The sequence below is a fragment of the Deltaproteobacteria bacterium genome, assembly GCA_011773515.1.
Lineage (GTDB): Bacteria > Desulfobacterota > Deferrimicrobia > J040 > J040 > WVXK01.
Genome location: WVXK01000065.1, coordinates 1 through 17,958, shown reverse-complemented (window position 1 = coordinate 17,958; position 17,958 = coordinate 1). Strand labels below are relative to the sequence as shown.

General features: G+C 57.1%; 19 protein-coding genes. 8 read left to right on the top strand and 11 right to left on the bottom strand.

The window, feature by feature from the left end; all coding sequences use genetic code 11:
• Window positions 1-18: 18 nt before the first annotated feature.
• Entirely contained in the window at window positions 19-1,227 is a 1,209-nt protein-coding gene (locus GTN70_08025) for a hypothetical protein (GenBank protein ID NIO16932.1), read from the bottom strand.
• A 442-nt stretch (window positions 1,228-1,669) separates the two neighbouring features.
• Between GTN70_08025 and GTN70_08020 the strand changes: the two genes are divergently transcribed.
• Window positions 1,670-2,014 carry a hypothetical protein gene (locus tag GTN70_08020; GenBank protein ID NIO16931.1) on the top strand — a complete coding sequence of 115 codons (345 nt, stop codon included), beginning with the start codon at window positions 1,670-1,672 and terminating at the stop codon, window positions 2,012-2,014.
• 33 nt (window positions 2,015-2,047) lie between these two features.
• Here the strand turns inward: GTN70_08020 and GTN70_08015 are convergent, their stop codons facing one another.
• The 4 genes from GTN70_08015 to GTN70_08000 all read right to left on the bottom strand — a co-directional run bounded on the left by GTN70_08015 (window position 2,048) and on the right by GTN70_08000 (window position 5,129).
• Window positions 2,048-3,514: a hypothetical protein gene (locus GTN70_08015; protein ID NIO16930.1), complete on the bottom strand. Its 1,467-nt coding sequence runs from the start codon at window positions 3,512-3,514 to the stop codon at window positions 2,048-2,050.
• Between the two features lie 142 nt (window positions 3,515-3,656).
• On the bottom strand, window positions 3,657-4,184 hold the full coding sequence (locus tag GTN70_08010; protein ID NIO16929.1) for a YeeE/YedE family protein: 528 nt from the start codon (window positions 4,182-4,184) through the stop codon (window positions 3,657-3,659).
• Window positions 4,181-4,705 (bottom strand): YeeE/YedE family protein, encoded by a 525-nt coding sequence (locus tag GTN70_08005; protein ID NIO16928.1) that lies wholly within the window; start codon window positions 4,703-4,705, stop codon window positions 4,181-4,183. The genes GTN70_08010 and GTN70_08005 overlap by 4 nt, the downstream gene beginning before the upstream one ends.
• 256 nt (window positions 4,706-4,961) lie before the next feature.
• A complete protein-coding gene (locus GTN70_08000; protein NIO16927.1) occupies window positions 4,962-5,129 on the bottom strand; it encodes a hypothetical protein in 168 nt (55 codons plus the stop codon).
• A gap of 420 nt (window positions 5,130-5,549) precedes the next feature.
• On the opposite strand from GTN70_08000, the gene GTN70_07995 reads away from it, so the two are divergent.
• Window positions 5,550-6,557 (top strand): FAD-dependent oxidoreductase, encoded by a 1,008-nt coding sequence (locus GTN70_07995; GenBank protein ID NIO16926.1) that lies wholly within the window; start codon window positions 5,550-5,552, stop codon window positions 6,555-6,557.
• 121 nt (window positions 6,558-6,678) lie between these two features.
• A complete protein-coding gene (locus GTN70_07990; protein NIO16925.1) occupies window positions 6,679-7,707 on the top strand; it encodes an RNA 3'-terminal phosphate cyclase in 1,029 nt (342 codons plus the stop codon).
• Between the two features lie 36 nt (window positions 7,708-7,743).
• Here GTN70_07990 and GTN70_07985 read toward each other — a convergent pair whose 3' ends face one another.
• The gene (locus GTN70_07985; GenBank protein NIO16924.1) at window positions 7,744-8,214 is read right to left on the bottom strand and encodes a cyclic nucleotide-binding domain-containing protein; all 471 of its coding nucleotides are present in this window, start codon (window positions 8,212-8,214) and stop codon (window positions 7,744-7,746) included.
• Window positions 8,215-8,312: 98 nt separating this feature from the next.
• Window positions 8,313-8,750 carry a pyridoxamine 5'-phosphate oxidase family protein gene (locus GTN70_07980; protein NIO16923.1) on the bottom strand — a complete coding sequence of 146 codons (438 nt, stop codon included), beginning with the start codon at window positions 8,748-8,750 and terminating at the stop codon, window positions 8,313-8,315.
• A 217-nt stretch (window positions 8,751-8,967) separates the two neighbouring features.
• On the opposite strand from GTN70_07980, the gene GTN70_07975 reads away from it, so the two are divergent.
• A complete protein-coding gene (locus GTN70_07975) occupies window positions 8,968-9,225 on the top strand; it encodes a hypothetical protein (protein ID NIO16922.1) in 258 nt (85 codons plus the stop codon).
• A gap of 81 nt (window positions 9,226-9,306) precedes the next feature.
• Here the strand turns inward: GTN70_07975 and GTN70_07970 are convergent, their stop codons facing one another.
• A complete protein-coding gene (locus tag GTN70_07970; GenBank protein ID NIO16921.1) occupies window positions 9,307-9,558 on the bottom strand; it encodes a DUF1858 domain-containing protein in 252 nt (83 codons plus the stop codon).
• Between the two features lie 299 nt (window positions 9,559-9,857).
• On the opposite strand from GTN70_07970, the gene GTN70_07965 reads away from it, so the two are divergent.
• The 3 genes from GTN70_07965 (at window position 9,858) to GTN70_07955 (ending at window position 12,719) form a co-directional block, all read left to right on the top strand.
• Window positions 9,858-10,565, top strand: coding sequence for a response regulator (locus GTN70_07965; GenBank protein ID NIO16920.1), 708 nt, complete (start codon window positions 9,858-9,860; stop codon window positions 10,563-10,565).
• Window positions 10,566-10,569: 4 nt separating this feature from the next.
• Window positions 10,570-12,048 carry a sensor histidine kinase gene (locus GTN70_07960; GenBank protein NIO16919.1) on the top strand — a complete coding sequence of 493 codons (1,479 nt, stop codon included), beginning with the start codon at window positions 10,570-10,572 and terminating at the stop codon, window positions 12,046-12,048.
• Between the two features lie 191 nt (window positions 12,049-12,239).
• Entirely contained in the window at window positions 12,240-12,719 is a 480-nt protein-coding gene (locus GTN70_07955; GenBank protein ID NIO16918.1) for a GNAT family N-acetyltransferase, read from the top strand.
• Between the two features lies 1 nt (window position 12,720).
• Here GTN70_07955 and GTN70_07950 read toward each other — a convergent pair whose 3' ends face one another.
• From GTN70_07950 to GTN70_07940, 3 genes are all read right to left on the bottom strand, one after another.
• Window positions 12,721-13,779, bottom strand: coding sequence for a deoxyhypusine synthase (locus GTN70_07950; GenBank protein NIO16917.1), 1,059 nt, complete (start codon window positions 13,777-13,779; stop codon window positions 12,721-12,723).
• The gene (gene pabB, locus GTN70_07945) at window positions 13,658-15,631 is read right to left on the bottom strand and encodes an aminodeoxychorismate synthase component I (protein ID NIO16916.1); all 1,974 of its coding nucleotides are present in this window, start codon (window positions 15,629-15,631) and stop codon (window positions 13,658-13,660) included. Before pabB ends, GTN70_07950 begins: the two co-directional genes overlap by 122 nt.
• Window positions 15,632-15,762: 131 nt before the next feature.
• Complete coding sequence (locus tag GTN70_07940) at window positions 15,763-16,581, bottom strand: hypothetical protein (protein NIO16915.1); 819 nt, start codon at window positions 16,579-16,581, stop codon at window positions 15,763-15,765.
• Window positions 16,582-17,308: 727 nt separating this feature from the next.
• Here GTN70_07940 and GTN70_07935 point away from each other — a divergent pair.
• Window positions 17,309-17,958: hypothetical protein (locus GTN70_07935; protein NIO16914.1), on the top strand; the 650-nt coding region annotated here is incomplete at its 3' end.

Here is a 17,958-nt window from a genome sequence, read left to right as displayed (position 1 = left end):
GGCCCGCCGTATCACCCGTCAATACGTGGGGGATCTCTTCACCCGCTTTTTACCGATGACAAGATATACGATAAGGCAGGAGGCTGCGATAAAAATGAGGAAAAGAAGCGCTTTCGGAAAAAATACCGACCTTTTATCCCTGATCTCGACCTTTCCCAGATAGATCCTCTCGCGCGAACCGGCGATACTTCTCCCCAGCTTCTCATAGTACAGGGAGGTGGTTGCTGAAAAATCCCGAAGATCCCTGTCGAGAGGAAACTGCAACCCCACCATTCTTTTCTCCTTCGGCCCCAGCCGCGTATCGTGGAGAACCTTCTTTGCCTGCATGAAGATTTCGGGAGGGGAGTGGAGAGGCCTTCCGCGCTCATCGCCGAGGAGGCGCTCGAGGTAGACGGTATTCTCGGCTACTTTCACCCCGCTCCCTTCAAATATCCGGGTGACGATGGCAATACGGTGGGACGGAATCCCCGTCGGCATGCGGTGTCCTGCCTTCTTGTTTGTCAGGTAAAGCTCGACTTCCAACCCGGCATCAGACCGTTCAATGGTACCCCAGACATCGAAGGCTTCGATCATCCGGCCGGGTACGTGCCCGCCCCTCATGGCGTGGTTGGAAGGGGACTTCTGAGATCTGAAAGTAGTTAAATACTTATCGTCTCCGTACAGTTCGGGCAGGTGGCAATACTGGCATTGAATTCCCTTTCCCCGGTAGAAGCTCTCCTGCCACTCGGAATAGGTGGAGATTATGGGAACACCATTTTGGTTGGTATAATTATGGCATCCGCCACAAAGCTCCCCCCGCAGCATTACGGGGGATGCTTCAATGCCGTGGTGTGCGCCGGCCGCAACTTCCCTGGAGCGTCTCTTCACCCCCGGTGTGTTGGTGAACCGGGGCAAAGCCCCATCGATCCGGACCTCCGTCACGGTGTGGCAGAAGCCGCAGGTGACGCCTTCACTCTCAATCGTTCCTCTTTCAATTGAACCCGCCAACAGCGCTGCCGCGGGAGTGTGGCAGTTGAGGCAAAGTTTTCCCTGTGACGGTTGTTTACTGTTCAGATCCTGAAAAACCTCCCTGAAAAGGGGATCGGTAGAAGACGATGCGTGCATGGAACCGCTCCACTGATCGTATATTTCCTCGTGGCATCCCCTGCAGGCACCGGCACTCAGAAACATGTGGGCACGCGTGGATGGAGTGAAAAACAGAGAAATGGCAAGGAAGATAAGGGCCACACCTTTGCATTTCCTGACTGCGGAGGGAGCTTCAGCGAGAAAATTGTCCATCATTCCCCTACCATCTAAAGAGGTATACGGCATTAAAAAGGCATGTAATTAACACCAGACAGGTAACCCATCAAGGGCTGTCTGGAAAACCCTTCTTCTCCCCGCACAGTTTCATGCTTAGAAGAATGGAGACCAATACAAAACATTGTAGTAATTATTCCCGGTAAGTCAAGAAAAGAGTGGAGGGAGGAAGCACCGGTGAGAGAACCTTCCTGCCCCGGCTTTTTCATCAGCACCCGTGGTATCCGCGGTCCCGTTTACAGGGCCGCTTGCTTGTTTGGAATTTGCCCTTTCAAGCGACGGGGAAACTCGATATCATTATAGTGTGCGAAAAAATCCCAACCGCACTTCGGAGCAAGGGCACATAACACCGGAAAGGCCGGGGGGAGAAATGGAGATCAGGATCGAGGGGAGATTTGAGGACCTTGCGTGGCAATGTGAATGCGGAAAAGAGGTAAGCGTGCACAGGATCATGTACTACACGAAAAACGGGGAGATCAAGTACCGTCCCCTGGTGGATGCGCACGTGCACGAGGCAACCGGCGAGGGGAAATTTCCGCGCATGAGGATGAACTGCCCCGAGCGGGATTGCGACAATTTCCAGATATTCATCGACAGGGTAACCCCCCTGCACGAGGGAAACAAGATCGTCGGGGCTGTTCTCGAGGGTCACTGCGACGGGATCTGCGAGAAGAGGGTCTTCCAGGGTTTCCCCGTTGAGAAGCCGGTGGCGTGACCTCCACATCAAAAGGGCATATTCAGCCCGCCCCTATCTTTTGAACAGCCCATCGACCTCCAACCCCTTCCTGCGTCTCTTTTTCCTGCGGCGGCGGCGGAAGATGAAGAGGATGAACGCAACGACAAAGACGATGAAAAACATGATGAGGGAGATGAGCTGCGTGTAGGTAACGGTGGGCTTTTCCCTGAAAGAGATGGCACGGCCCCTTTTGAAATATTTCTTCGCCGCAGATACCACCTCCTCCGGGGAGACCCTCTCGAGGAGATCTTCGTCGTTTACGAACCGCTCGTTCCTCTCCGCCTCGTAATACACCTTGGCGTAATAATCCGCCTTTTCGGCATTGGTCTGGTATGCCCGGGTCATTCCCAGGAGGAGACCACTTTTTACCTTCTTGAACTCCTCAGGCTTCACCTTTCCATCGGATACCTCGTCGATCACCTTCCAGGTGGCGGAGAGCGCTTCGTCCATCTTGCCGATATCGACGTCGGCAAGCACGTGGAATATGCCGTAATTCTTCTTCGCCGAAAACCAGGCACCCGGTGAATAGGCGAGCCCCTTCTGGATCCTCAGAAATTCGTACATCCTCCTGTCGAGGTATTCCCCGAGAACCCAGAGCGCCGGGTAATCGGGCGAACCCTTCCCCTCCGTCCTGAACAGGAGCCCGACCGTGGCGTCCGTATCGACAATGGGGGAGAAGGTCCCGGTCACCTCGCCGGGTTCCGCGGGGTAGGGGGGAATCTCCTCGCCTCCCCGATACGCGTTCCCCGGCTCCATCTTCCCGAAGGTTCTCTCTATCCTCTTCATCAGCGTTCCGCTGTCGAACTCCCCAACGGCAATGAGGATCATGTTGCGGGGGACGTAGTAACGGGTGTAGGCCGCACGTATCTCCTCCCTGGATATTCCCTCCGCCGTCTCGAGCCGGTCACGCCGGTACCTCTCGCCGGGCAATAGCGCTTCGTACGCCTTCGAAAATGCCGATTTCCCTATGCCGCGCCGGTAGAGCCACTTTCTCAGCTTCGACGGCCGGCCTCCCATCTCCCTGAGCAGAACCACCCTCGTCACCTCCACCTTCTCCGGCTCCATCTGCGAGTCGGTGACGATCTCGTGGAAAAGGTTCAGCCCCCGGCTCACATACCCGCTGTAGAGGTCCATCTCGAAGACGGTTGTCCGGTCGTTCGTCGAGGCGTTCCAGTTCCCGCCGTAGGATTTCACGATCTTTTCGAGCTCCTCCTCGGTGTGCTGCGAGGTCCCGGTAAACAGGAGATGTTCCAGGAAATGGGGAATCTCCCTCTTCCCGTGAGGGAAATCGAGGGTTCCCACCTTGACGACGAGGCGGAAGGAGACATTATGGGCGCCCTCCTGTACGTTTTGGACCACCTGCAGCCCGTTCTCGAGGACCGCGTATTCGGTGTCGTAGAGCCCGGGTGGGCTGTACTCACTCGCCCGGAGGAGATGGGGATGGATATGGAACACACAAGAAAGTAACGCTATGATCAAAAAGATCTGCCGCATGCCTCTATTTTCGAAACCACTCCTTGTTCTGTCCTTACAGGTTACAACAACCATACCAATTTTTTTCACAATCCTCCACTACCTCTTCGGGTTTTCAGGGAACGGTGATGCAGGCACACGGCGCTCTTTACAGCCCCCTGCTCTCGAACCAGAAAAAGAGAAGCAGTCCACCCATGACCAGGAGGAAGACGATGAACCAGTGGTTAACCCCTATCGCCTGGGAAAAGGTTATCTTGCCGAGGTTTCCCCAGGAAAGCACCGTTGCCTTCATCAGCGGATATACCTCCGCGTAGAGCGCCGCGCCTCCGATCATCCCGATGATTCCAAAGAGGGCATCCCACCTGCCTTCACCGATCGCGCCCGCCGAGGTTCCCGGGCAGTACCCGAGAAGCCCCCACCCAGCACCGAAGGTGAGGCCGCCCAGGATGTTCGCCCCCAGGTCAGTCGGCTTGACCGACAACTTCACCACGGCCATGTCGTGGAGCAGATATACGCCTGCCATTCCCACCAGAACCGCGGAAAGCATGAACTTCACGATCGTCATGTCCCTGAAAAGAAGCGCGCCAAGCTGCCTGTCGTAGCGAAGAACCCGTGCCTTTTGGAGGAGAAACCCGAAAAGCATGCCCGTTACGAGACCATACATGAGCATCTTCATTGTCCCTTACCTCCCCCGTACATGAGCCGGGCCACGATGGCACCGCCCAGGAAGAAACAGACAAGTGCTATGAAACCGCTTACGGCCAGCTGGAGCGAACCGCTCAGCCCGTGTCCGCTCGGTCACCCGCCGGCCAGTCTGGCTCCGAACATTGCTATCACGCCGCCTGCGAGGGCCACTGCACCTCTCTTTGCGGGTCCGCTTCCGAAGCGTAGCTCCCAGAGGTCCGGCACCGCCTGGGACTTGAAGGTCCCCGAAGTTATGGAAGCAGCCAGCGCGCCCAGGAAGATACCGAAGACGAACATCCACTGCCAGTCCACCACGGGGGCCTTTTTCACGAAATACTCGAGCTTTTCCACCCTGCCCGGGGCGAGGATCTTCTCGATCATCCCGGCGGTGCGGACGAACGATGTGGAAGCACCGAAATACTTCCCCGCCACCAGAACGGAGAGAACGACGACGAGCCCGGAAAGAGCTCCCGCCAGGTAGGGACTCCAGGCTTTTTCATCGACTTTTTCCATAGCCTTACCCCCTTTCTTGCGTCGATAAATGAGCATTTTTTTAAAAAAAAGGGAAGAGCCGTTCAATGCATCGGACAGGTGCGTGGTGCGTACTGCAAATGGGGATAACAGCCCGGTAAAGAAGCGGTAATCCGTTCCGGGTAAATGCATGGACTGTAAAGGTTTCTACCATTCTTATTATACGGCAATTTCAACGGGGGCGGTAGGTAAACGGGGGGTGGCGGACACGGGTGCCGAAACAACCGGATCTGCCCGATCAGGAAACCTCTCTTTCAACGGCACTGTCCTTGGCACGCTCCTCCTGCAGAAGGAGGTCGGAGTCGACGATCCTCCCGCAGAGGATGCACCTCCACCCGCCGAACACCTCGCTAAGCTCTTGAAATTTATCGAAAATCATGAGACCATTGCACTTTGAACACCGCACGAACCATTCCCCCTAAACCATGGGGCTTGCCGGATCCTGCCGGACCGATCAGTGCGAAATACAGGAATCGAAAGGCCCTGTCAAGATATTTATTACCGCCTGTAAAATGAAACGGCACCACACTTTTCCCCCGATTCCCTCCCCCGTGCCGGTTGTCTCTTCTCAGATGCTCCCCCGATCTTTCCCCGGCAGGATCTTAACAGAAAAAACACCCCACCTGTTGATCGGCGACGGCAATGGCCATACAATCAGATTGGGGAATCCGAGAATGGGCTTGGGGCTTCTAAAAATCGGGGGGCCGCCGAAATGGGCAGGTGCCTGCAGGTAAAACAGGCCCCCGGGGGGAATGAGGCACCTGCGGTATCGCGTCAATGCAGCTTGAAAAGCTCCACTAACCAGTGCGGGTGAAAGGGAGGTGTCATGCGGCACTTGATTATCGGAAGCGGCCCGGCGGGGATCGCCGGCGCGAAGGCCATACGGAAAAGGGACAAAAATGCCGAGGTCATCATCACCACGGGGGAGACGGACGCACCCTACATGAGGCCCCTCCTGCCGGGCCTCATATCAGGCGAGGTCGATATCGCCTCCATCTCGGACCCCCACGGTGAAGGCCTCGCCGGCGAAAAGATCGAGATTCGTTTCGGGAAAGAGGCGAAAGGTATCGATGCGGCGAAACGGTCCGTCACCTTCTCTGACGGCTCCCATGAGCCCTACGACAGGCTCCTTATCGCCACCGGAGGCATGCCGATCCTGCCACCCCCCCTCTTGAGGCATCCCGGCCAGGTAATTCCTCTCAACACCCTTCGCGATGCACTGAGAATCAGGGAGCGCTCGAGAAAATCGGACAGAGCCGTTGTGTATGGCCCGGGCTTTCTGGCCATCGAGGCGTGCAGGGCGATGCGGACAGCGGGACATGAGGTGGTCTGGTTCAAACCGGACCTGCCCCGGCACGGCTACCCCATTACCTCGGGGGAGTTCGAATCAAGGTTCATGGACGACCTGCGGAACAGGGGCGTCACCATCAGGGAGGGCGTGGACATCACCAAACTCGAGGCGCTCGAAAAAAACAGGGTGGGGGTGCGCGGGACGGACGGCGAGACGGTTCAGTGCGCCATGATCGTGGCGGCGACGGAACGGCTCCCCTCAGTCGACTTCCTCAAGGGAAGCGGCGTTGACTGCAACACGGGGGTCCTCGTGGACGACTACCTGCGGACAAGCGCCCCCGACGTTTACGCGGCAGGGGACTGCGCGGAGATATTCGACAAGATCTCCAAAAAGAGACGCATCAACTTCGGCTGGCGCAGCGCCATCAAGCAGGGACAGCTCGCCGGAGAGAACATGGCCGGCAGGGACACGCTCTACATGAGGAGGAGCGAGGATTACCTCTGGCTGATCTTCGGCCCTCCCATAAAGGACCGGATGAAGTGAGTGCAGGCACCGACGCCAACGAGTCCCCGGTTCCTGAACCTGGCGGCGAAGGACAGCGTCAAAGCCATGAAAGAGCTGCATTGCCCTCGCACCTGGCCCTCGGCCGCTGCAAAAGGACACGATGACAGCAGAGGTCACCATAGACGGATCGATGGGCGAGGGAGGCGGTCAGGTGCTTCGCTCCTCCCTGGCGCTCTCGCTTTCAACGGGCCGTCCCTTCAGGATCTTCAACATCCGGGCAAACCGAAAGAAAAGCGGCCTGCTCACCCAGCATCTGCGCGCCGTCATGGCCGCCTCGGCAATCGGCCGATCGGAAACGACCGGCGCAAAGCTTGGAAGCTCCGAACTTACCTTCGAACCCCGAGAGATCACACCCGGCAGCTACCGGTTTTCCGTCGGATCGGCCGGCAGCAGCATCCTCGTGCTTCAGACCGTTCTCGTGGCCCTCGCGACGGCACGGGGACCATCGACGCTCACCCTCGAGGGGGGAACACACAACCCCTTCGCACCCACCTTCGATTTTTTCGACAAGGCTTTTCTTCCCTGCCTTGCGCGCATGGGGCCCAAGGTGACCTGTCGCCTCTTCCGTCCGGGTTTCTTCCCCTCGGGGGGAGGGAAGTTCACCGCGTCGATAGAGCCTTCCGGGAGGCTCTCTCCCCTCGAATTGACCGAGAGGGGAAAGGTCCTGAAGCGGAAAGCGAGGGCCTACGTATCGAAAATCCCCCAGCACGTCGGGCATCGTGAGGTAAAGGTGGTAGCAGAAATGGCCGGCTGGGGGAGAGAGTGCCTGGAGGTGGTAAACGTCAAAAACTCGCCCGGCCCGGGAAATACCCTCAACCTCGAGGTCTCTTCAGAGGGAATAACGGAAGTGTTCACCGGTTTCGGAGAGAAGGGAGTCCCCGCCGAAAAGATCGCGAAAGATGCCGTAGCGGCCATGCAACGCTACCTGGAAGCCGGCGTTCCCGTGGGCCCCTATCTGGCAGACCAGCTGCTGGTCCCGATGGCTCTGGCAGGAGGCGGGTCGTTTTTCACCCTGGCACCGACCCTGCACACACGGACGAACATCGAGGTGATCAAAAAGTTCCTCGACGTTGATATCAGGGTCGTTTCCATTGAGAGTGACGTGTGGGAGGTCCGCCTGTCCTCCTGAGGAGAACGCAGCGAGGAGCACAAAAGCTCCGGTGGGTCAGAATATGGCCGCCATCCGGTCGTATGCCTTCCTGAGCCGGATGGACGTGCTGAGGAGGACCCCTTTGAGCAGTTTCACGCCCATGACAGGATCATTCTCTATCAACGTGTTGAAATTCTGCCTGCTCATCATCAAAAGGATCGAGTCCTCCACCGCAACTGCGGTCACAGGACCGGGATGGTCCTCGAGAAGCCACATCTCTCCCACAACGGACCCTTCGCTCAAAATGCCGATCACAACCTGTTTCCCTGCGAAATCGGTATCTTTTTTAATCTCTATCTTTCCTGATAAGATCAGAGCCACGTAATCGCAGATTTTCCCCTCCACGCAGACCGTCTCTCCCTTGTAGACATTTACCTGTTCAAACAACGATGGCGGAAACGTTTTCACATCTTTCCCGGTCAAATACCGAAAGATGGGCAAATCTTTCTTGAACCAGAGCTTGATTTTCTCAGACAGGTTTTCCATTTCTCTTCTCCCCGCCGATACATACCGCTGTGTTGATAGTTGAGGTCACTTTTCCCCGCTGTCACGATATTCCGGCACGCGCGATCTTTTTCGACCCCCTAATACTCGACCCTTTCCCGGTGACCGAAGGATACCGTGTTGTCGAGAAAGTATCCGACCCGGGGCGTGATCTTGAAGATCACGTAGTTCGGGCTCTCCGGAATCTCACCGACCTGGGGGAACTTCTCCCTCATGAGGCCGAAGACCCTCTGTATCTCCCCCTCGTCGTCGACCAGGCTCGCGTTTCCCTCCATCTGCACGCCCTGGATCACACCCAGCCTCATCTCATCCTCGTCGACGGTGTAGGCCACTGCCGGATTGGTCATCATGTTCTTAGCTTTTCGGCTCGTTCTGTCGGTCATGAAATAGACCGTCGCCCCCTCTGACACGAAACCAAGCGTGTGAACGACCGGCGTTCCCTCCTGGGTTACGGTACCGAGGTTCAGGTAGGGATGGGATCCAAGATAATTCCTTATTTTCTCCCTGACCTTCTCCATGCCCCCTCCTTGACGGCGTGATACCTATCCATTCAACATACCCCGTGCGCATTCCCCGGGCAAATCAAATTATCGTACCTGACCGTCCCTTTCACGGCTGCCCCGGTCCAAGGCCGAAAACGGGAAAGGAAAAATGCTGAACCGAACCCCGGTAGCCCTCATCAAATAACAGTAACAATTTTTAATTCACGCACAAAAAACGGGAGCGGCAAAAACCGTGGAAGAGAAAATATACTACTGGGGTTTGAAGCTTCCCCTTCTCGGTGTGATACGGGCGTTCCGGTTCCGTTCACGGATCCCCCTGGAGAAACGCGAGGTCATGCACCTGTACCCCGATAAGTACCGGCAATTTTTGGAAAATGGGGTAATCGACATAACACTCTGCAACCGGTGGGACATAACGAAGATGAAAATCATGAAGTTTCTCGGGATACTCACGTCCACCAAGGCTGTCATCGTCATACCCGAGGATTGAGCGTCAACGGCATTTTTTTCTCCTGCCCCTCAGTCCCTTCCTCTCCAATTCGGGTGTTCACCTCTCTTTTAGCCGGCAGGCTTACGCCGCTTCATTATCGCCGGTTCTTTCCGGATCCGGGGTTGCAACCGCGTTTAGATCGCGAAGGAGTTCCTCCAAGCTGATTTTGTGCATTTGTGCAGCCCACCGGACCTTCATGAAGCGTGCCGAGATCGAGAAGATCCCCCTTCTCATGTCCGGGCACCCATGTTTACGGAACACCGCATAGGTCTGCGGGTAGTTCTGTATCACATCCCACACTTTCATTTCGCCGGTGATAACGCTTCGTTTCATACTGAAACCTCCTTTCCGGCCAAAGCCGAATCCCGGTGTGCCCCCGGGCGCATGTGCAAAACCTTCATAGCCCCCGACCTTTTGTAGCACGGGCGGGATCTCAACGTTAAATATTTGAATGGCCTTCAGGGCAAAAAGATTCATCGGAAAGGGGCTCGACCCCGCCCGTTTGATCCTGCAACGCAGGTTCCGGCGCACCGTTCAAGCTCCCGGGAGCGGGAGAATTCGGTAATGATTCCCGTGCAAATCTGATATACCTATACTCGAAAGGGATCGCGAAAAGGGGGGGGCAAACAGAGATGGGTCGAAGGGTTCTGGTCATAGAAGACGACCGGGACATTGCCAGGCTCCTCACGGTCCACCTGGAAGACATCGGGTGTGACGTGTCGGTGGCGCACGACGGCCGGGAGGGACTCGAAAAGGCGGCAACGGGCGCCTACGACCTGATCGTCCTCGATATCATGCTCCCCGGCATAGACGGTATCGAGCTGTGCAGAAATCTCCGGGAGAAGAGGGACTACACCCCCATCCTGATGCTCACCGCGAAGTCGTCCGAGCTCGACCGGGTCCTGGGACTGGAGCTGGGGGCCGACGACTACCTGACCAAGCCCTTCAGCATCCGGGAGCTCCAGGCCCGCGTGAAAGCCCTTTTCCGGCGCATGGAGGCCATGAAATCGAGGGAGCCGGTGCCGGCGGAAGATGTCATAACCCGGGGCGGGCTGGTGATAGATACGGGAAAGCGGGAGGTAACTCGGAACAAAGAGAAGCTCACCCTCACGGCCAAGGAGTTCGACCTTCTCCTTTACTTCGCCCGCACCCCCGGGCGTGTCTACACCCGCTCTCAACTGCTCGACACGGTCTGGGGGTACGGCCACGAGGGGTACGAGCACACGGTGAACTCCCACATAAACCGGCTCAGGGGAAAGGTCGAAGCAGACCCCTCCCGGCCGGAATACATCCTCACCGTATGGGGCGTGGGGTACAAGTTCCGCGACGAAAATGGGTAGGGAGATGGTCAGGACGCTCTATGGCAAATTGGCCCTGCTCCTGCTCGGCCTCTTTCTCTTCACCGGCCTGTTCCACCTTTTTTTGACCATCGCAACGACCCGTGCGTTCATCAGGGAGGCCGACCAGCGCCTGAACGCCCCCCTTGCACGCTACCTGGTTTCCCGGGCCTTGTTCTTAAAGGACGGAAAGGCAAACGAGGAAGCGCTCAAGGAAAGCTTCCAGGCGTTCATGGAGATAAATCCCGCCATCGAGCTCTACCTCCTCGACAGGGAAGGGAACATCCTCTCTTACGCCGCTCCTCCGGGCAAGGTGAAGAGAAAGGCCATTTCCCTCGCCCCCATCGAGCGATTCCTGCAAGGGTCGGGAACGCTCCCGATCATGGGGGACGATCCCCGGGACCCGGGCGGCAAAAAGGTCTTCTCTGCGGCGACCGTTCCGGCAAGCGGCGCCACCGAGGGGTACCTCTACGTTATCCTCGGGGGGGAGGAGCAGGACACCGTGATGGACATGCTCAAGAAAAGCTACATACTCCGCCTGAGCAGCGGAATCCTCGTCGCCGGGCTCCTTTTCGCCCTCGCGGCGGGCCTGTTCCTCTTTCACCTTTTCACCCGCAGGCTCCGGCACCTCACCCGGGAGATTGAGGGATTCAGGGATAGCGACTTCAGCGAACCCGCCCAAGCGCAGCAATTGCCCCTTCCCGGACCTGAAGACGAGATCGACCGCGTTCGGAACGTGTTCCGGGAGATGTCTGCCCGCATCATCTCCCAGGTGAGCGAGATCCGCAGGGTCGACTCCCTGCGGCGGGAGATGCTCGGCGGCATCTCTCACGACTTGAGGACCCCCCTCTCCTCTCTTCGGGGGTACATCGAGACGGTGCTCATGAAAGAGGGGGAGATAACGGACAGGGAGCGAAAAAACTACCTGGAGACGGCCCTGAAACAAACCGACAGGCTGGGCAACCTGGTTTCCGAGCTCTTCGAGCTGGCCAAGCTGGAGGCGGGGGATGCTGCGGTCTCCTTCGAGCCCTTCCACCTGGGCGAACTGGTGCAGGACATGGTGCTGAAATTAAGGATCATCGCCGAACGAAGGGGGGTAGCGCTTGAAGCGGGCTTTCCGGAAGACCTTCCCCCCGTCCACGCCGACGTGGGACTGGTGGAGCGGGCAATCCAGAACCTGGTTGAGAACGCAATTCGCTACACGGGCGAAAACGGTACCGTGACGCTGACCCTCTCACCAGCCGGTTCGACGGTCAGCGTGGCCGTGAAAGACGAGGGGCCGGGGATAGCCCCGGAAGACCTGCCCTTCATCTTCGACCGGTTTTACCGCCCAAAACGGGACGAGGGAAAGGACCCGGACCGTGCAGGCCTCGGTCTTGCCATCACGAAGCGGATCGTCGAGCTCCACGGAAGCACCATCGCCGTCTCGAGCCCGGAAGGCTCGGGAACGACCTTCACCTTCACCCTTCCTACAGGTAAGGGATAAGAAAATTCACCCGCCCAGGACGGCACATGTCGGGGAAAATATACCGGGGCCCACAAATGTTTTCATTTGATATACTATTTCTACTATATTAAATAAACCAAACGCTTTGGGCCTTGCAGGAAGAGGCGCCTATGCGCAGGGGCTTTCACCGCAAACATGCGGACTGAACTCGCCTGCCGGGGGCCGGGGCCATGACGGAGATACGCATTCGCCTTGCGATACCGGAGGACAGGGAAGACATTTGCCGCGTCCACCGTGCCGCAATTCTCGCCCTGTCTGACCAACACTATGCCCAAAACACCATCGATGCATGGTCCAAAGCCCTGACGCCGGAAACTGTCCGGCAAGAGATAGGTACCCCGTCGATGACCTGGTTCGTCGCCGAGGTGGCAGGAACGGTTGTCGGCTTCTCTTCCACGGAAAAAAACGAGGTGAGCGCCCTGTACGTTCACCCGGATCATCAGAACAGGGGGATCGGATCGAAGCTTCTTGCGCGGGTTGAAACCGAGGCTGCAAGACAGGGTATCCGCCACCTCACACTCTTTGCATCCGTGAACTCGCGAAGGTTTTACGAAACCCACGGGTACCACGTGACAAGGGAGATGATCTACCCGCTGAACGATGAGGAGAGCATGACCACCCTGTCGATGGATAAGGAACTGACCGGGTGATTCAGAGCAGCGAGATCAGGTTTTTCCTCTTCCGCGGCCCCGCGATTCTTTCCGCCAGGGCGTGGGTTATGATCGGAAGGGCTATCGTGGCATCGCAGAAGCACTGCGCGAACCTTCCCCTCGAGGTCTCCTTGCCCCACGAGATCGCCTCCTCGAAGGAGCATCCCGAAAGCCCCCCCCACTGGGGGGAATCGGTGGTTACCTGGATCGCGTACTTGTGGGGATAATATGTCTCGTCCGTCCCCTTCCTGCTCTCCGCCCGCTCCCTTCCCGGTATTTTCCGGTCGGGATAGAGCAGGTCTGCGGTAACGGCAAAGAGCTGGATAAAATCCTTGGGAACCCCTCCCCCGATATAGATCACGCCCGTCTCTTTGACATTTTTTGCCAGGCTCATGAACTCCGTGTAGTCCTTCACGGCGTCGATTACGAGGTTAAATCCCTTGCTTTTCGCAATCAGGGCGCCATCACCGTAAGGGCTGTCGACTATGGCAGGGCAAAATATGGGGACCCCATGGTCGGCGGCAACGGTGACGATGCTCTTTATCCGCTTTTTTTTCAGCCACTTCCCGAAATGGTAGAGCAGTTCTCTCGAGGAGTAGGGGTAGTTTTCCTCGAGGCCCATATAGAAGTCGGCGATCATCTCGGTCATCTCGAGGTAGTCTTTCTCCTTTCCGTACACGTCGTAATACCTGTTGAGGCCCAGGTCAAAGAGGGTCTCATCGTCAACGGACCGGTCTCCCCTGTAGTAGCTGAACCCCATGGCCTCGACGATATCCTCGGAGATGTTCGCCCCCGTGGGGACGAGGATATCGACGTAGCCTTTCTCCATGAGCCAGTTGATGATCGTCCACTGCCCGGCCACCGAGAGGGAGCCGCTGTAGCCGAGCAAAATCGTCACGTCCCTGTCCAGGATCATGTCGCCGTATACTTCACAGACCTCAGCCAGTTTTCTTCCCTGGAAACCGGTGGCGGCCATCTCTGAAAGAAGCTTTGCTATGGGCTTGGATGACTCGACCCGTATCGCCTCGACCTTTTGCGTGAGTATCTTTTCCTCTTTCACGGCTTCCCTCCTCTCCTGTGGATGACGGAATTTTACCCATGAAGTTATTTTGAAAAGAAATCCCCGTCAACGGTAAATTGTGATTCCCCGTTTCGCCCACGATTTCCGCGCACTCCCACTTTTTCACCGAATTGACCAGGTAGATCCTGTCGGCCCTCGCAAGGTCTCCCGGCGTGAGCACCCTCTCCTCGATAACGCCCTCTCGAAGGAGCTTCTCCCTGAACGTTCCGGGGAGAAGACCCGAGCTGACAGGGGGAGTAAGGTACCTGCCATCCTTCAGGGCGACGATGTTGGCGATCGAGGTCTCCGTCACCTCTCCCTCCCCGTTGAGAAAGATCAGGTCGTCCACCTCCGGGTGGTCCCTCAGGGCTCTTTCGAACAGGCCCCTCACCGTCGTCTTGTGGTAGCGGAACTCATCATCCTTGTCTACGGGCTCCCGGTAGACCTTCAGCCTCCGTGTCGTCACGCGATCCGAGGGCGGCAGTCCGGTCCCCTTCACCTCCGTTTCTCCATCCGGGCCGAGCAGGACCCGAACCTTCAGCCGGGGCAATCCTTCACGTTTTACCGCCCGGTCCATCTTCTCGAGGATCTCTGACCTGTCGCAGGGAAAGCCGAAATACTCTGCCGACCTCTCGAGCCTGGCCAGGTGCTCGGAAAGGAGGAAGAAGCCCCCCTTACGCTCGTAGAGGATGGTCTCGATCAGCTTGAACGCCGGACCCACGCTCCTGATGAAGATAGATTTCGTCCTGCTCTCCTCGTACTCGTCTTCCGGCGTGGAGTCGTAGACGATCCCCCCCCCGGTCCCATACCGCAGCGTTTTTTTCTCCCTGTCTATGACGGCCGTCCTGATCGCCACGTTGAAAGCCGCCTCCCCGCCGGGCGTCAGATATCCGATGGAGCCCGTATAGATATTGCGGGGGGACGTCTCCAGCTCTTTGATTATCTCCATGCTTCTGATCTTCGGGGCCCCGGTGACAGAGCCGCAGGGAAAGAGGGAACCCAGCACGCCATTCAGGCAGATATCTTCACGCAGCGTCGACCTGATCTCCGACGTCATCTGGTAGACGGTCCGGTACTTTTCAACGGTGAAAAGGGATGGGGCCGCCACGCTTCCAGCCATGGATATCCTCCCCAGGTCGTTTCTCAAAAGATCGACGATCATCAGGTTCTCGCTGATCTCCTTGGGGGAGTTTTTCAGCGCATCGAAGTTTTTCCTGTCCCTCTGCTCGTCCTCGTCCCGGGGCATGGTCCCCTTCATCGGCCTCGTCCTGATCGATGCGCCGACGCGGTGAAAGAACAGCTCCGGGGAAAAAGACAGGATCTGGTACCTTCCGCAGTCGATGTATGCCGCGTAGGGGGGGCTCTCCGCGCACAGGAGCCGGTTGAAGAGAGACATCTCGCAACCGGCGAACCTTGCAAGGAGCCGGTAGGTGAAATTGACCTGGTATGCCTCGCCCTGCCGGAGATACTCCCTGATTCTACTCACCTTTTTCATGTACTGACCGGCCGGCACCTCGGGGTGGAACTTCGAAATGAAGAAGCTTCCCTCCCCGTTGTGTGGCGCCGCCCCGGGGACCATCGTCTCGAAGGTCCTGAACCAGATCTTCGGAAACCCGTGCGATTCCTTTACCGGCATGGCCGGGTCGAAGGCGGGGGATGCTTCGTAGGAGATGAACCCCGCAGCAAAAAGCCCATCCCGGGTAGCCCCGAGAACCCTGTCGATCACGGCGCCCACCTCATCGAGCTCGTATCCCGCGAACTCGTCGACGGCGCCCGAGAAAGAAACGTTCCAGAAGGGCGAATCCGGGCAAAGGGAACGGAAGATTATGGGGTTTTTCGATCGAGGATCCATGCAGAATTACTTTCTCTCTTTCCCGGGGTCATCCTTTCTCCCGATTCGTTACGCTACCTTATTTTGGCTTGCGGTAAGTCGTGCGTGGTCAGACATCCTTCACGACACGGAGGGATCCGGGGAGATCCCTGCTATGCCTGAACTACAGTGTAACCTTCCGCGAAGTCGCCCGCAACTTTTATCGCTTTATCCCGCAAATCAGAGGGTACGGGGGAGACCTTCACGCCGAGGGCACGGGAAAATTTCATGCCGATCCTGTTGCCTTCCATCAACTCGAGGGAAAACAGGTCAATCTCAAGGCCGGCGTGCAGCACGACCCTGTTCTTTATCGCGGCAAGAAGGTGTCTCTGCCCGACGATATTTCTCCCCTCCCCCTCGAATGATGGCCCGAGGTCCATCATTTCAGCCAGCCGCAAGACAAGCTCCGTGCTCCTTTCCAATCCCGTGGTGAGCGGGGTTATCGACAGGTGGAAAAACGCGGGGTCGGGCCACTCCCTGTCGAAATAGTACTTTAAAAATCCCGCCCTCTCCCTGTCGATCTTCCTGATCTTCTCCCGGGCATCGGTCAGCGTCAGGCCCTCCGCTCGAACTGTGTGAGACTCCCGTTTTTCCGGGGAATCGGTGAAGAGCACGTGGAGAACGCCGCTGACGTCTCTGAGGATGTCGAAGGAACCCCGGCCAAGCAGCATTACCGATCCTCCCATAGCAAAGGAGAGGATCGACTCCATGAGCAGGCTCCGGGTAACCCTTACATCCCCGGTCAGCCTATCAATGATACGGGGAGATTTCTCTGCGACTACCCTTTCTGCCGTTCCCTCATCGGCAATTTGAACGAGTTTGCTCTCTATCTTTTCCTGGCCTACCATGCTGTACCCGATTTTATCCGCGACCCTCTGCGCTACCTCTTCCCCACCGGTCCCGTATTGCCGTGAAACTGTGATGACACCCATCACCTTCCCTCCATCACGGGGTTTGCATGAATGCCATACTACAATTCTGCTGAATGGAGATTGATTAGTCAAACCTTTAGCCGTTTCAAGCTGCGCTACACGAGCTTCCGGCCACCGGGGCCCCCGACTTCTGACCATACGGTGCCCGTCCCTTCCCAGATTTTTAACTCTGAACTCGAAACTCCAAACGCTGAACTGTTTTTACTCCGCATTCCGCATTACCGTTATTATCACTTGACCCCTCGGACCCTGCCCTCAAACGGTTTTAATTCTGCACTCTTCACTCTGCAATCTACATTACCGTCAGGCAGAAAGACCGAGAGTCGCCAGTCGAGGGTTGGGAGGAGAAAGTCGTATAACAACCACTCTCCCCTATCTACTCTCTCCTTTCTCCTCTCTGTTGTCGTGACCTTCTGGTGTTCCGGGTTTTCATTCCGTATTCCGAATTCCGCATTACCGTTATTCCCCTCGAACCCTGTCCTCGAACCTCAATTCAGTTTCTCGTTTCTGGTTTCTCGTTCAACCGGAAACCGTAAACTGGAAACGGCAAACTGTTTTCATTCCGCATTCCGAATTCCGCATTACCATTAGCCACCTCTTGTTTCCTCTATCCCTTGAAATCTTGTACCCCCGTTATCCGGCTGACCTCTGTTTTCTTGATCAAAACCGCCGGTTGGTCGATAATACCTGTATCGGGGATAAACGCTCCATGATCCCGAACGACCCTATGAAAGAAAAACTGATCATCTTCCTCCTGCTCTTTACCGCGGGAAGTCTGGCGCTCCTGATGACACGGAAAAGTCTCGCAAACCCTGCCAAGGTGTTGACCGGCATCCTGCCCGACCGGGTGGGACAGTGGACCGCCGAGCCGGGAGACAGGATCTTTGACCCGGAAACCATCTTCGACTATATCGACGGCGCCGGTGAAGTCTACATAGCATATGATATGCGAAGCTGCCTCTCCCGCCGCTTCGCCGCCGAGGAAGGGCCCGCCATCGTGCTGGACATCTTCGACATGGGATCTTCCGAAAATGCCTTCGGCGTGTTCACCCATGACCAAGATGGAGATCCCCTTGAGCTGGGACAGGGGGCACTTTACCGCCCGGGGTGGCTGAGCTTCTGGAAGGGCAGGTTCTTTCTATCCATCTACGCGGAAGAGGAGACTCCCGCCGTGAAAAAGGCCCTGCTCGAGCTGGCCGCAGCCGTCGCTTCCGGTATCAAGGATGAGGGCCCGAAGCCATCGATCCTCTCGAAGCTTCCTCCGGCGGGCCTTCAAACCCGGGCAATCCACTACCTCCGCCATCCCATGTTGCTGAACTACCATTACTATCTGTCAGACGAAAACATCCTGGAGCTGGGGCCCCACACCGATGCGGT